This window comes from Lactiplantibacillus xiangfangensis, assembly GCF_001438845.1.
Taxonomy (GTDB): domain Bacteria; phylum Bacillota; class Bacilli; order Lactobacillales; family Lactobacillaceae; genus Lactiplantibacillus; species Lactiplantibacillus xiangfangensis.
This window is the reverse complement of the sequence record NZ_JQCL01000035.1, coordinates 39,838-55,015: the sequence shown is the minus strand read 5'-3', so window position 1 is coordinate 55,015 and position 15,178 is coordinate 39,838. Positions and strand designations below refer to the sequence as shown.

The window sequence follows — 15,178 nt, the reverse complement described above, 5'->3', positions numbered from 1 at the left end:
GTTTTAACCCATAGTATCCATAATATCCAACATTTATGGGGTATCCCTCGCACGCATAATAATATATATTCTATTATTTTTTTAAATTTATTTTTTTAGTATGAGTTTAAGGTTGGATATTATGGATAGTCCCTTGTGGCTCTAAGAAATTTTCTGGATACTACATTGGATATACTTTTGGATATTATGGATATTACTTCTTAAATGCTGGGTTGATATAGCTTTTTGTTAGCTTTAATCCTCTAAATCGCCAAATAAAATTGTGGTCGTGTGTTCCATGCTGGCTTCTAACTTTTTGCACCCCATACGTTTTTAAATTCTCAGCAATCGTTTGTGCGGTAGTCTTATCGGAGTAATTGTTTTCTAAGCAGAAAGCTTTATATTCAGCCACTACGTCCTTGCTGGAATCGCCCTCGTCCTTGCTGGTATCAATCTCACAAGCTTCTTCAATGAATTGGCCGAAATGGTCGTTCAGGTCGACCCACTCGTCACGAGCAAGCTTCATATCGTCTGTTTCAGTCAGTGATCCCCGTTGCATGGCCGCCATGAATGCTTTAATGCACTGGTACACGAATGCACTTCTTTCAGCCTTAACGAGTTGCATATCATGTTCTTTCCAAAAATCCTTATTGACTGTTCGGGTGTTGCCGTTGATAAACTTGATTAGAACTAATCGTTCAGTCATACCATTAGATGAATCAGTGAAAGATGGTAAAGCATTCGCACTGAAAATCATCTTGGCGTAGTTGATAAACGTAAAGTTTTGCATGCCCTTAAATTCCGCGTCAATTGGATCTCCACCGCTAAGTTTCTTCAAAACGGCCGTGTTGCTAAGATAGCCCTTGGGAATATCAGCAACGATATTAGCTTCCTTACCATACAATTGTGCTGGCTTAAAACGTGCGTCATTGCCAGCTAATTCGTCAGGCGGAACGGCCGCATAATTATCAGCACCGTAAATCGTTCGAGCCAGTAAGTCCACTAGAAATGCTGACTTGCCCTCGCCACCACTACCACTAAGAAACACCATTTTTTGAAATGGCCGGTAACTGTGATAGAAACCATAGCCGATATACTCCTTCAAGAAAGTGGCAGCATTGCCGACCATGTCATGCAGTAATGTGTCTGTTCGGGGTGTTGGCTTGCCACTAACGTCTAGGTCATAATTATGGCCGTTTAGCAAATAATTTTCAGGTTTTTTGGGTTCCAGTTTTCCGGTTGCCATGTTGAACGTACCATTTCGGAAAGCGACCAAATTCGGGTCGGCATTGTCAAATGGGTTGTCTAGCCGGTTAGCTTGGTACATAAAGCGTTGAGTGTAGTGCCGCGCTCTAGCAATGTTGCCATCGTTATAAACGCCCCACGGCTTCAAAATATGCGTCAGGCGGGTTTCAATGTAATTAACGGCATCTTTATCTTTAAACATTCGCCAAGTGCCGGTAATCTCAAGATAAACAGCGCCCTCTTTTAGCATTGGAAAACTAATTAGATGGTCATGCTTAATCAGCTTATCGCCTAATGCAATTTCACTCACAAAAGCCTTTAGAATTGGCTTGGGGTCTTTCTTACTATCTGCTTTGTAATAAACGTGCAACCATGATGGCACTTGCTGTTCTAGCTGTTGGTTAAATTCTTTTAGCGCTTCCGAATCTGCTAAAATCGCAGTACTAGGTGCTTCAATAAAGTTCACATCAATTGGAGTTAATCCCTCGTCGATGGCGTTGCCGTCTTTTGATACAACTACGGATAAACGCTTCTTATCATGGTAGTTAGCCAGCAATTTTTGAGTTTCTGATGGAATTTCGTTCAAATCGCTTCATCTCCCGTTTCAAAATCGAGTTATAAATCGTGGTAACTTCTTTCTTTTCTAGTGGCTGCTCAATAAATCGCTCATTAATTGAACAAGCTAATGCGTAAATATTTTCTGGCTCCGCACCGGTAGCAAACAATCTTCCAATCATCTTAGTTAACCAAGCGTTGCGATTACCTTGGGTTGTCCCGGTTACCATTTCATCAAGCAAATGACCGGTATATCTCTTTTGGCGTGTGGTATGAGCGCGATCTGAAGGCCAGTTCACTTTTTGGCCCGCCAACTTATGGACTAACCATTTAGGTGCCGGCTTAATATCAGCCAATGTTCTGCCATCTAAGGGTTGATATTGCTTGCCGTTAATCTCACTTGGTGCGATCACCGTGAAGTCACTCAGCAGATCAATTCCGGGCCAAACGTCAACTTTTCTAAACTTAGCACCTGCGTATTTCAAGAAGTAATGTATGCCACCGTTAGCTGTCTTTTCGATATAGGTGTCACTTGGCAATGTATACCCTTGCTTAAATAGTTGTGCCAAGCTATTACGACCATTTTTAGTTTGCTCGTGCATATCAATATCAACAACTAATAAATCTGATAAATCTAGGCGCAACCCTAAGTTATAAATTGGGTGCTTTTCGAACCATGCGAAGATGGTTCCTTGGTCACTAGTTGCGTCTTTATAGCCGGCCACCCCTTTCGGTGGCTTCTTCGTGTTTTCAATCAGTGGGTAAACAGCATAGCCTTTTTTGGCCAGCTCAATGGCTTTATCGAGCGTTGCGAACTCTTTCATTTTTCAGCACCGCCAAACGTATTAAGCTCATCAATATCTGTATAGTGATCTTCTGCATATTGCTTTATGACAGTGATTAGTCCACTCAATGTTTCGGAATGCTCTATATTTTTATTAACGAAGTAGTCATAGACAAAATCATCTAAAGCATCTATTGAAGTTACGAGTGATCCAGCCTCAAACGCTAGTTCATCTAAATCTTTAGTTTTCTTCATTACAAATTCCCTCCATATAACCGTGTTAACGTGTTAAAATAAGGGAAAGCATATTTTTGAAGTAACCCCATTCGACCTACTGCTGTCCAAAGCAAAGTAGGTCTTTTTTGTATGCTTTCCCATGACTGACCTCACACTCCAAAATACCGACGCGGGTCCTTGATTACCTTAAACGCCACGTTGCCAACAAACGACACAATCATAAACTTGATTGCCCATAAGATTGTTGTTGCTATCATGAAATCACCTCCTAAAATTTATTCTGCCCCCACACGGTACAATTAAATTTTATGTGCTTCCATGAACTTATCAGCGTCTAGTTGGTCAATACGTTTTGTACCGTTGATTGCAACTACTCGTAAACCCTGCTTAATATATTTGTAAAGCGTGTTGTATGACTTGATATTTAAGCAGTCCATAGCTTGCTTATATGTCATATAACGTGGCAATTCTTTTTGCATGTTGTTCCGCCTCCCTTAAACTCCGTTATGTGGTATAAAAACATAATAAACCCCAATTTAACGTTTTGCAAGTTTTTGAATGAAAAAACTTTATTTTGAAGTATTTTCGAGTTATTCTTACTAAAGGAGGTATTCTTATGTCACTCAAAAATTCAAATGAAGATATAGGTAATCGAATTGCTAAAATAAGAAAAATCAAAAAAATAAAGCAATCAGAATTAGCACAAAAATTAAATATTCCAACAAATACGCTTGGTAATTACGAAAGAGGTGACAGAACCATACCAGCCTCATTCATTCCAAAGGTTGCTCATATTTTCAATCTGCCTTCCTGGTTAATTACTGATGGAATACCGGAAAATGTCAATGACTACTACACTTATGAATACTTTATTAATGCAAATGATGATGATTGGCAGCAATATTATGCCGAATTAAGCGCCACAAGATCAGCAGAAATTGCTTCAGAAAGTGCTGATAAAACAACAAAGATTATCGAGTATGTTAGATCTTTACTGTATATGAATGAATTTGAAGAAATTGATTATATTCTAGACTTTGTAAAACATGACAAAACAGCAATCACAAATAAATACCGTCTCGAAAAAATTAAAGGTAACCCTACCGACATTTCAGCTTTGAAATATAACCCCTTTGAAGAATTAAGAAAAGAAAATGATAGTATCAAAAAGAAAGATTACCGTTTGTGGTTCAAGGGAACAATCGAACACGATTTAAATGAAATTGTGCAAAACCTAGATGATGGATCAAATTTAAAGAAAAGTCTCTCACAAATCCTCGAACGTATTCATAAAGAACACCAAGAAGAAACTTTTTTCTAAATTATCTTCTTTTTCTTACATAACACTGCCCCCGCACGGTACGTTATGGAGGAAATTATAAATGGCAACAATCAAGAAGTATCAGGACAAGGACGGGAATACCCGTTATCAGTTTCAAGTTTATTTAGGTGTTGATCCTCAAACTGGTAAAAAAAAATCAACCCGGCGTCGGGGCTTTAAATCAAAAAGCGCTGCTCGTATTGCTTTATCCAGAATTGAAGTAGAGTTACAGCAAGAACCGGTTTTACCAGTTGATAACAATATTCTCTTCGTTGACGTCTATCATGAATGGTACGACCAGTATATTAATACCGTTCGTGAAAGCACTTGGGCAAGGACTGCTGGTATGTTCGATAATCACATCTTGCCGTTGTTTGGTAACAAGCGGTTACGAACCATCACCGTCAACCAGTGCCAGCGTGCTGTTAATCTATGGTTTAAAGAAGTCACGTACAATTACAAGCGTTGGTACAATTATCTGGTATCAGTCTTTGAATACGGCTTAAAACACGGCTATATCACACATAATCCAGCTAGAATGATTACAATGCCGGTCAAGCCTGATAGTTGGGGTGATAAGCCCGATAACTTCTGGGATCGCGATCAACTAAAGACGTTCTTCAAGTGCATTGACCAACAAAAAGAGCCCGAAAAGTATTGCCTCTTCCGGGTACTAGCGTTTGCAGGCGTGCGACGCGGCGAGTGTTTAGCCCTGACATGGCAAGATATTGACTTTGTCCATAAGACCTTGCGGGTTAATAAAACACTTACCCAAGGGAAACGCGGCAAGCAGATTATTCAAGCCCCTAAGACAAAAAAGGGCCGCCGCACTGTCAGCTTAGACAATACGACGGTAGAAATATTACAACGCTGGCATAAACAGCAACGTGAGTATTATTTGTTTTTAGGTTTTAATACGTTACAGCCGGATCAGTTAGTTTTTGCTAACACTAAGAACGGTTTTAAATCGCTTAATACTCCGGGTAAGTGGTTAAAGCGGATCATCACTGATTACCACATAACCCCTAGTATTACCGTACATGGATTTCGACACAGTCACGCCTCCGCTTTGTTTGCCGCTGGTGCCACCATTAAAGAAGTACAAACCAGATTGGGCCATGAGGACGTTGCTACAACCCTAAATGTTTACACACACGTCACTAAGGGCCAAAATCAACAGGCGGCCAATAAGTTAGCCAATTATTTAGGCTTTTAAACTTGGCATATTCAGGTACTTTTTACCAAGTGGACCACGTTGGACCATCATATGGACCACGTCAAGGGGTCTTTGAAGTGCTGATATATCAGCGTTTGGACCACCGGACCACGTGGACCACGTTAAAAAAAAACATTTTCAGTTCTAGCAGGAAACTGGGTTATTTTAACACTTCATAGTAAAAGTAAGCCAATTGGTAAGCCAAAGGTAAAAAGTCTCACGTGAAACACCGCATAAGCACTGGTTTAATAGCGTTTATGTTTCAGTTGGGTTCAAACCCCTGACTGCCCATCATATGACCATTAATCAGTTTTCACGCCGTGATTATCCACCGTGGAAGCTGATTTTTTTTATGCACTTTTTATTCAAACCGTCCCCTCGCTGGCTTTACGTTTAATGAGCATAACGTATGACTTTACCGTTACGTTCCGGCATACTGACGTTAAGGGGATGATGAACATGCAACACACCACACGTCAAATCGCATTACATATGATCCAGGCGGCCCCCATCTTCACCCTCGCAACGATTGATGCCAACGGCTTTCCGACCATGGTTGCACTGAGTCCGATGCCAACGCACCGCAGCCTCGAAGAATTGTTCTTCTATACTAGTCGGCAAACAACGACGGCGCAAAACATTCGGGCTAGTAAACGCGCGAGTCTATTTTGCTATAATCTTAGCGACTATTCTTCGGTGATGCTAAAGGGGCACCTGACTTTTGCGGGGATCGACGCGTTTGATCAAGATTGGCACTTAGAACTTAACGCCTTTCAACGGCGCCTCAATTACAAGGACCCGGTCATTTTGCGATTTCAAACGAGTGCGGTCAAAGTACGTCAAATGATGACGATGGATCATTTAGAATTACTTGATCAGCCACTGGATTAATTTTATCCGTTCAGCGCTGATTCGCTGCAATCACTAACGACTGAGAATTATTTCTCAGTCGTTTTTGTTTATTCACTTTTATAAGTAACTGCCGTTTATTCCCGCTAACTCGCGCGTTGACACCACATTGTTTGCAGGGGTTCTGAAAAGAGTCTAGGCTTGATATTAGGATATTTATTTTAGTTTTTATGTATACTGCTACTTTTTTAGTAACCGAATTAAGGAGTGTAAACTTATGCAATTAATTAGATTACGCATTGAAAATGACGCAATGGATATCACCTATCACTCAGACGCCGACCAACCGGAAACGGCCCATTACCTGATTGCTTATAATCCCGAACAGTCGATTGGCGAAAACTTGGAAAATATCAAAGTTCGCCTCGCCGGATTGCACTTTGACGCCGCCATTCTGGATAACGGCTTAGATTATCCGTTTTCTGACACGATTGTCGGCGTCAACTACGACCGGATCGACGTGGGCCTAGCGTTAACAAACCTGTTAAACATTCCAGTCGTCAGCGCCACTACCGTTCGTAAGATTGGCCTTGATAAAGCGATTCAGCAAAAGGTCCATTACTTACAGTGGCACCTGGATTACTATGGTCAGTACCACGGTGTCCGTAACAACGGCCAAGAAGCCATGCTGACTGTCGGCAACGGCTATTTCGGGGTTCGCGGCGCTTTCTTAGAGAGCCACGCGGATAAAGATAACTATCCCGGAACCTACGTTGCAGGCGTCTTTGACACCGAAACAACTAAAATTCACGATCACGATGTTACCAATGAAGACCTCGTCAACTTACCAAACGCGCAGTTCATGACCTTTGGCGTTGACCACCAACCCCCTTTCACACTCAATCAACACGAGCTCCAAGACGTTTACCGCAGCCTGAACCTAAAGACTGGGCTGCTTACGACCACTAAGATCATTCAACTCGCCTCTGGCCACCAGCTTCAAGTGGTCTCTAAAAAAATCGCTAACATGAAAGACTGGCACCGCTACAGTATTCGCTACCAAGTCACGCCACTCAACTTCTCAGGTTCATTACAAATCTATTCTGAAATTGATGGAAGCGTTGTCAACAGCAATGTAAGTCGGTATAATGTTTTTGACCAGCAACACCTTCACACGCTTGGAATCGAGTCACACGCTAACACCGTGTACTTATCAGGTGAGACCCGTTCATCGCACGTTAATTACACGCTCGGCGCGCAGTTAACGAGTCCCGACGTTGCGTCACCACAAGATTTCAAAAGCAGTGAGGAGCCTCAGGGCGTTCGTCAGAGCGTTTCGCTCCACGTTCAAGCTGGTCAAACCTATACGTTCGATAAGAATGTTGTCATTGCCACCAGCAACGCCCAGGATGATCCTCAACTATCTCGGGTCAGTGCTGAGCTGAACCAGTCCAGTTTTGACAATACGGTCAAAGCCAGCACCACTTACTGGGATCAGACGTGGCAGGACGCGGATATCCGCATTCATGGCGACATTACGAGTCAACGAATGGTGCGGGTCAATATTTACCACAGTTTCGTATCCGCAGCCGCCGTTGAAAGCGGACAGTTGGATGCTTCCGTTGGCGCCCGGGGCTTACATGGCGAAGCCTACCGGGGCCACGTATTCTGGGATGAAATGTTCATTTTACCGTTCTACACCTTGCACCGCCCAGAATTAGCAAAACAACTATTGTTATACCGTTACCGGCGACTTCCCGCGGCACGTAAGAATGCACAGGCCGAGGGCTTTAGCGGTGCGATGTATCCGTGGCAATCGGCCCACAAGGGGGATGAGCAAGCGCAATTTACCCACTTGAATCCCCTCACGGAAAAATGGGACCCGGATAATAGCCGCCTTCAACGACACGTTTCTTTAGATATTGCTTACAACGTTTGGTTTTACTATCACACTACGCACGATAAGAAGTTTTTACGTCATTATGGCATGGAAATGTTACTTTCAGTCGCGGCGTTTTGGATCAGTAAAGCGACCTATGATCCCCAAACGGATCGTTACAGCATTAGCGGCATCATGGGACCTGATGAATTTCATGAAAACTACCCTAACAGCGCTGAAACCGGTCTAACCAACAACGCGTACACCAATATCATGGTCGTTTGGCTATTTAACACCATTAGCAAACTCCGGACTATCTTGGATGACGATGACTATCAAAAGGCGGCTAAAGCAGCTGACTTCAGTCAGGAACTGGCCACCAAGATGGACGCAATCGGACATAAACTAACACTTGAAATCAACCAGAGCGGTATTATCGCACAGTTTGACGGGTACTTTAACCTGCCGACCTTGGACTTCCGGAAATACCGTCAAAAGTACGGTAACATTTCGCGGATGGACCGAATCTTAAAGGGTGAGGATAAAACACCCGACGCCTACCAAGTTGCCAAACAAGCCGATGCACTGATGGCCTTCTACAACTTCGACGTGACAACCGTTCAAGATTTAATCAAAAAGATGGGTTACAAGCTTCCTAAGGAATATTTGACCCATAATATTCAGTTTTACCTCGCGCGGACGACCCACGGTTCAACACTGTCACGAATCGTATACGCGGTCTTAAACCAACTGGATGAAAACTACGACGACGCATGGCAACTCTTCTCAGAGGCGCTTGTTTCCGACTACTACGACATTCAGGGTGGGACGACCGCCGAAGGGATTCACCTTGGCGTCATGTGCGCCACTTTGAACCTAACAACTCGTAACTTTGGCGGTGTCAGTCCATTCGGAAGCGACTTGAAAGTTGAGCCAGAATTGCCAGACCAGTGGCATGGCTTAAAGTTCAAGCATTGCTTCCAGGGCGTTCACTATACCTTTAAGATTAGCCATACCAAAGTCTGTGTGATTGCGGATCAAGCCTGTGAGATTCAAATTGCTGGCAAAAAATATCAATTAAAATCGAAGAAACCACTAACTGTGGCCTACGTTAATCACTAGGAGGAAGCATCACAATGACCAAATTTGCAGATATTAAAGGATTCGTTTTTGACTTAGACGGTGTCATCACCGACACGTCTGTCTTTCACAGTCAGGCTTGGCACCAAGTTGCCGATAAAGTCGGTGTGAAGTGGGATGACGAACTTGCCGATGCCTTGAAGGGAATTAGCCGGATGGATTCTTTAAACCTGATCCTCGCTAAGGACCACAAGGAAAACGACTTTACCGAGGACGAAAAAGTCGCACTAGCCACTGAAAAAAACGACAACTATTTGAAGCTCGTTAATCAGATGACGCCTGCCGACATCTTACCCGGAATCAAAGCATTCCTGGAAGATTTAAAGGCTAAGGGCTACCTGCTTTCACTAGCTTCAGCTTCGAAAAACTCACCACTCGTTTTGAAGAAGTTGGGTTTGGGCGATTACTTCCCTAAATCCGTTGATCCCGCGAGTTTAAAGCACGGCAAGCCCGATCCTGAAATCTTCCGGCGCGGGGCTGAGATTTTATCTCTCGACCCAGCCGCATGTATTGGGATCGAAGACGCCGCTGCCGGCGTGCAATCCATCAACGGTGCCGGCGAAACTTCCGTCGGTATCGGCGATCCGAAAATTTTAGCGGCCGCTGACATTAACTTTACCGATACAGCACAGTTAAGCTTAGCTAATATTAAAGCAGCGCTGAACTAAACAATCAAAATAAAAAGCATGTTTTCAGTAAATTAAACTGGAAACATGCTTTTTTGTCATCATTACAAGGCGTTCCTGGCCCTATTAAGCCAAAACGGCACTCAAGTTGATGAACGCTACTAGCCAGTTCATCGACTCGAGTGCCGTTTTGAATATTTAAAAATCACATCATCAAATTAAATCATAGTGCGCAAGTCCCTGCTTAATCCCGTCGTGCATGTTATCAGCGGTCACATAAGCTGCCATGTGCTTAACGGTGGCATTGCCATTTCCCATGGCAATCGGCTTTTGCACCGCCTGAAACATCTCAACATCATTCATGGCGTCACCAAAACCATAAGTCGGTACGTTCGTTAAATGCGCCTTCGTTAAAATATCATGAATCCCGACGGCTTTCGAAACACCCCACGGCATGGTATCGAGCGCACGCGGATTATTGCGCACGAAACTCAATCGCCCGCGGTAACGCCGTGAATATTGCGTGCCGGCCATCGCTTCAAACGTCAATAAAAAGTTGATCACGTTATGCCGATAAAAGTCAGGTTGAACCGTTGCGGTCTGTCCTAAGACCCGATAATTTTTAACGGTTAGGGCATCCCGATGGCTCAACGCAAAACCGGCGTTATTATAATAAGCCAAAGCAGTTTGATTAGCATTTGCAAAGTGTGTTAGATCCGTTAAAACATCCTTATCAATTTCATGGACGGATAAAAATTGTCCCTGATACGCAACGTAACTCCCGTTCGCACTGACAATTGAATCAATGCCCGTTTGTGCCATGATATCAGCGACTTCAAAAACGTTCCGACCGGTCGCAATCACGGGTAAAACGTGGTTGGCCTTCAACTGCTGAACCGCAGCGACACTACTTGGGTCCACCGTCTTGTCATCGCGCATCAGCGTGCCATCCAAATCAAAAAATACGACTGCTTGATACAAAGAAAGACCTCCTAATTAATTCTCCCTCCAACTAAATTTGGTTGGGGCTCTCTTCACTATTATACCGCCACCAACACCGACAATGGGAAAAGCGCCTTACCATCAACGTTCAGGCGCATCAAAAAAAGGCCATGACCAATCAAGGAAAGTCACAACCTTTTTCTACGTCTCTTAAGGATCGACGGGGATACTTCCTAATGACATAATCGCGGGGTGCTGATTAAGAAGTACAGTTATAATATACAAAGCCAGTCCCGCCGTCACTATCAATTTCGTGTAATTTTTTTGTAAAATTTCCAACGAGCTCCCATTGATCCTCGTTTAAACAACAACGTTATGAAAACCACTCGTTATTTCCAATAAGCGTACCGGTACAGGACATCCCGCAAAAGCGTGACGTGCACACCACCCACTTTGGAGCTAATGAGATGCGCCGCCGACGTTTGATATAACGGCGTGACGCCTTGCTTTTCCGCAATCATTTTAGCGGCTGCTTGCATCGTTTGATACCGGTCAGTTTTAGACTGGGTCCCCGCCGCAATGGTCTTGATTAACGCTTCATACTGCGGGTCGTTAAACTTCCCAAAGTCAACGGAATTGGTGATTGAGGCCTTGTTCAGAAAGTCGACCGGGTCTTGGAAATCACTGGACCACCCGAGCGTCGCAAAATCAAAGTTACCTTTGTTCAACGTTGAGATTTCATTCGTCAACGGCACCGACTTAACGTTCACCGTAACGCCTTTCAGGTTCTTTTCAATAGCCGCTTGAATATATTCTGCAACCGACTTATTAATATCATTATCATTTGTTAACAGCTGTAACGTCAGGTGCTTCGTCCCTAGACTGGCCTGAGCCTTTTGCCAGTATTCCTTAGCCTTAGCTGGGCTATAAGGGTACAGGTTACCCGTATCCGCATTGAAGTCCTTGCCCGTTGTGGGGTTCTTCGTATTTCCCGTTGGAACTAAGGAAGTTGCGGCGACCGAACCATCCTTCAACACGTTTTTCGCCAAGGATTGTCGATTCATTGCATAGCTAACCGCTTGCCGTAACGCCGTATTCTTCAATTCAGCCCGTTTTTGATTCCAGAGCATGAAGTACAGCTGATTCATCTTCGTGATCTTTAATTGCTTTTTTAAGGCCCCCTGCTTCGCGTCAGCGACCTGCGTCCCCGTAATCTGGGTCACTTGCACGGCGTTACTTTCAAACATGTTCTGCGCCGTCGTATTGGTTTTCACCGTCTGAACTTTGACCGTCTTAATACGAACGGCTTTTTTGTCATAGTACTTCGCATTGCGACTATACGACCAAGTATCGTTGGTCCCATTCCACCCCTTCAAAACGTAGGGCCCGTTTGCCAAGGTCGTTTTGGCCGATGTGCCGTATTTATTCCCATACTTTTCCGTAAACTTCTGATTTAACGGGTACAGTTCCGTGGCTAACCGGTAGTTAAAGTAGGGCACCTTTTGGATTAACTTAATTTGTAGCTTATACTTGCCCAACGCTTTAACACCTAACGTGCTGACCGCCTTTTTCCCCTTGGTGATGGCCGTAGCGTTTTGAATCTCCGCTACGTGCCCCACTTCTTGCGACTTCGTTTTCGGGTCAACTTGCCGTTGGAACGAATAAACGAAATCCGCCGCCGTAACTGGAGCACCGTTAGACCATTTCGCGTTATGTCGCAGATTAAACGTGTAGGTCTTACCGCCATTCGTTGGCTTCACAACCTTCGTCGCAATCGCCGGCACAACTTTGCCACGTGTATTCGTGGTATACAGCCCCTCCATGAATTGTGCGATGGCCTCTTGACTGACAACGTCGTCCGCCTTATCGGGGTCCGCCGTCGCCATGGCTTGCGTAGCCGTCACTGATAAGGTCTTATCCTGCTTCTTAGAACTAGATTGTGTTCCACAACTGGCCAAGACAAGCGCCAACGTCGCAATTCCCGTTGAAAACAACCATTTATTTAATTTCATTTTGCCACCCCTAGTTAAAAATCAAAGTATCCGCCAGCCGTCATGACTGACAACCCATGTTTGGAAGGCCCCCATTGTCCGTGATGGTACGGAAGTTAACGCACCGTTGTTTTCGTTGATTTTTCACTGCTCAACGCCTCCCTGATCTTTAACCAGCATTTTATAAATATTAAAAAATGATGATTTTTTAATTAATGTAAGATTAAAACAGCAGCTAGTCATTGTCAATTACAAATCATTACACTAAAAAAAGGCGTTCGAGAACTCATTCTCAAACCCCTTTTTTTAAAAGTTATAACCAACCATAATCGCCTAAAGATAAGCTTTACTGGCGGACTTGACCGTTGCCGTCAATCACATACTTATACGATGTTAATTCAACTAACCCCATTGGGCCGCGCGCATGGAGTTTCTGTGTAGAAATCCCAATCTCCGCGCCAAAGCCGAATTCAAAACCATCTGTAAACCGGGTCGACGCATTAATGTAAACACACGCCGCGTTGATTCGTTGTTGGAAGACTTTCCCGGCTTGATAATTATCCGTCACAATGGCTTCAGAATGTTGGGTATTGTAGTGATTAATATGTGCAATCGCCGCAGCTTCTGAATCAACCACTTTAATCGCAATAATCAAATCATTATATTCCGTTCCCCAATCGGCTTCCGTCGCAGGAATGACGTCTTTTACGATGGCCCGGGTTGCTTCATCGCCACGCACCTCGACCCCGTTATCACGTAAAGCCTTAATAATCGTTGGTAAATAAGCTTCCGCAACATCCTTATGAATGAGGACTTTTTCAGTCGCGTTGCAAACTGATGGCCGCTGAACCTTCCCGTTAACGATAATATCAGTCGCCATTTTTAATTGAGCGTCCTTATCAACGTAAACGTGGCAGTTCCCAGCCCCCGTTTCAATCACGGGAACGGTCGCCTTGCTTAAAACGGTTTGGATAAGCCGCGCACTCCCACGTGGAATCAGAACATCGATGTAATCCGTCAACTGCATAAATTTTCCCGCCGTTTCGTGCGACGTATCCTGAATCAGTTGCACGGCGTTTTCGTCCACGCCCTGCGCTTTGAGCGCACCCCGTAAGACTTTGACTAGGGCTTGGTTGGAATGCAGTGCTTCCTTCCCCCCGCGTAAAATAACGGCATTCCCCGTTTTAAAGCAGAGGGCCGAAGCATCGACCGTCACGTTAGGCCGCGCTTCAAAGATCATCCCAATAACTCCAAGCGGAACCCGTTCCTTGGCAATGGTCAGGCCCGCTTCGTTACGCCAAGCTCGGTCAACGTTGCCAATTGGATCTGGCAATGCCGCCACCTGCTTTAAGCCCGTCGCCATGTCTTCAATTCGACTAGTAGTCAGCTTTAAACGGTCAATAAACTTCGCCAACACTTGCGGATTTTCTAAGTCCCGCGCGTTCGCCGCTAAAATTGCATCTTGCTGGTCCGTTAAGGCTTGCGCCATTGCGAGTAACACATCGTTCTTTTTAGTCGCCGATAATAAGCCAAGTGAATAACTCGCTTGTTGGGCTTGTTGACCAAGCTGATTTAAATCAGCAGTTGCCATTTCCATAGTTGATTCCTCCTAAAAGTAAATTATCCAAACAGCGTTCCGACCGGTTCCCCGGCGATAATCTGAAAAATAATGGCCGGGTCTTCGCCGTTAGCCAAAATCATTTGGCCATCGGCTTTGATCATCCGTTCCGCCGCTTTTAATTTGGTGACCATGCCACCCGTACCAAACCGACTGCCGCTGCCGCCGGCTAATTCGTAAGTCTGTTGGTCGACCTGTTCAACGTGCGACAACAGTTGGGCCTTCGCATCCGCATTCGGGTTCCCGTTGTAAAAGCCATCAATATCGGACAACATAATCAGTAAGTCCGCGCCAATATTCGTCGCCACAATGGCTGACAACTGGTCGTTATCCCCAAACTTAGTTTCATGATCCAACTCGTCGACCGCAACCGTATCATTTTCATTAACGATTGGAATCACGTTTTGCTGCATCAGTGCTTCAAAAGTATTCAGAACGTTTTTATGACTCTTGGGGTAGACGAAAATGTCACGGGTTAAGAGCACTTGCCCAATTTTTTGTTCATAGATGGCAAAGCGTTCTTTATAAATCGACACTAATTCAGTCTGACCAATCGCTGCAATTGCTTGTTGTTCTGGAATCGCTTTTGGCCGCTGCTTTAGGCCCATATAGTTCAGCCCGACCCCAATGGCCCCTGAAGAAACCAAAACGACCTCGCGCCCCCGGTGACGCATGGCACTGATTACAAACGCTAACTGGTCAATTGCGCGTAAATTGATCGAACCGTCCGGATAAACCAAGGTACTAGTTCCGACCTTGATTACGACCCGTTTTGCACGTAATTTTCGCATGACTT

The 15,178-nt window shown here is 44.4% G+C and carries 13 protein-coding genes; 5 read left to right on the top strand and 8 right to left on the bottom strand.

Annotation, left to right across the window (positions count from 1 at the left end; translation table 11 throughout):
* Positions 1–193 precede the first annotated feature (193 nt).
* From IV64_RS03355 to IV64_RS03340, 4 genes are all read right to left on the bottom strand, one after another.
* Positions 194–1,810, bottom strand: a complete 1,617-nt coding sequence (locus IV64_RS03355) for a DNA primase family protein (protein ID WP_057705759.1) — start codon at positions 1,808–1,810, stop codon at positions 194–196.
* The gene (locus IV64_RS03350) at positions 1,770–2,603 is read right to left on the bottom strand and encodes a bifunctional DNA primase/polymerase (protein WP_057705758.1); all 834 of its coding nucleotides are present in this window, start codon (positions 2,601–2,603) and stop codon (positions 1,770–1,772) included. The genes IV64_RS03355 and IV64_RS03350 overlap by 41 nt, the downstream gene beginning before the upstream one ends.
* Positions 2,600–2,818 carry a hypothetical protein gene (locus tag IV64_RS03345; RefSeq protein ID WP_057705757.1) on the bottom strand — a complete coding sequence of 73 codons (219 nt, stop codon included), beginning with the start codon at positions 2,816–2,818 and terminating at the stop codon, positions 2,600–2,602. The genes IV64_RS03350 and IV64_RS03345 overlap by 4 nt, the downstream gene beginning before the upstream one ends.
* A gap of 281 nt (positions 2,819–3,099) precedes the next feature.
* Positions 3,100–3,279 (bottom strand): helix-turn-helix domain-containing protein, encoded by a 180-nt coding sequence (locus tag IV64_RS03340; protein WP_041153480.1) that lies wholly within the window; start codon positions 3,277–3,279, stop codon positions 3,100–3,102.
* A gap of 137 nt (positions 3,280–3,416) precedes the next feature.
* Here IV64_RS03340 and IV64_RS03335 point away from each other — a divergent pair, with 137 nt between their 5' ends.
* The 5 genes from IV64_RS03335 (at position 3,417) to pgmB (ending at position 9,873) form a co-directional block, all read left to right on the top strand.
* On the top strand, positions 3,417–4,121 hold the full coding sequence (locus IV64_RS03335) for a helix-turn-helix domain-containing protein (RefSeq protein ID WP_057705756.1): 705 nt from the start codon (positions 3,417–3,419) through the stop codon (positions 4,119–4,121).
* Between the two features lie 61 nt (positions 4,122–4,182).
* Entirely contained in the window at positions 4,183–5,337 is a 1,155-nt protein-coding gene (locus IV64_RS03330; protein WP_057705755.1) for a site-specific integrase, read from the top strand.
* A gap of 396 nt (positions 5,338–5,733) precedes the next feature.
* On the top strand, positions 5,734–6,228 hold the full coding sequence (locus tag IV64_RS03325; RefSeq protein ID WP_237757307.1) for a pyridoxamine 5'-phosphate oxidase family protein: 495 nt from the start codon (positions 5,734–5,736) through the stop codon (positions 6,226–6,228).
* 235 nt (positions 6,229–6,463) lie between these two features.
* Entirely contained in the window at positions 6,464–9,187 is a 2,724-nt protein-coding gene (locus IV64_RS03320) for a glycoside hydrolase family 65 protein (protein ID WP_057705753.1), read from the top strand.
* Positions 9,188–9,201: 14 nt separating this feature from the next.
* Complete coding sequence (gene pgmB / locus IV64_RS03315; RefSeq protein ID WP_057705752.1) at positions 9,202–9,873, top strand: beta-phosphoglucomutase; 672 nt, start codon at positions 9,202–9,204, stop codon at positions 9,871–9,873.
* A 171-nt stretch (positions 9,874–10,044) separates the two neighbouring features.
* Here the strand turns inward: pgmB and IV64_RS03310 are convergent, their stop codons facing one another.
* From IV64_RS03310 to proB, 4 genes are all read right to left on the bottom strand, one after another.
* Entirely contained in the window at positions 10,045–10,812 is a 768-nt protein-coding gene (locus IV64_RS03310) for a Cof-type HAD-IIB family hydrolase (protein ID WP_057705751.1), read from the bottom strand.
* 350 nt (positions 10,813–11,162) lie between these two features.
* A complete protein-coding gene (locus tag IV64_RS03305; RefSeq protein WP_057705750.1) occupies positions 11,163–12,785 on the bottom strand; it encodes a peptide ABC transporter substrate-binding protein in 1,623 nt (540 codons plus the stop codon).
* A 325-nt stretch (positions 12,786–13,110) separates the two neighbouring features.
* Positions 13,111–14,361: a glutamate-5-semialdehyde dehydrogenase gene (locus IV64_RS03300; protein WP_057705749.1), complete on the bottom strand. Its 1,251-nt coding sequence runs from the start codon at positions 14,359–14,361 to the stop codon at positions 13,111–13,113.
* A 23-nt stretch (positions 14,362–14,384) separates the two neighbouring features.
* Positions 14,385–15,173, bottom strand: a complete 789-nt coding sequence (gene proB / locus IV64_RS03295) for a glutamate 5-kinase (RefSeq protein ID WP_057705779.1) — start codon at positions 15,171–15,173, stop codon at positions 14,385–14,387.
* Positions 15,174–15,178: the final 5 nt, after the last annotated feature.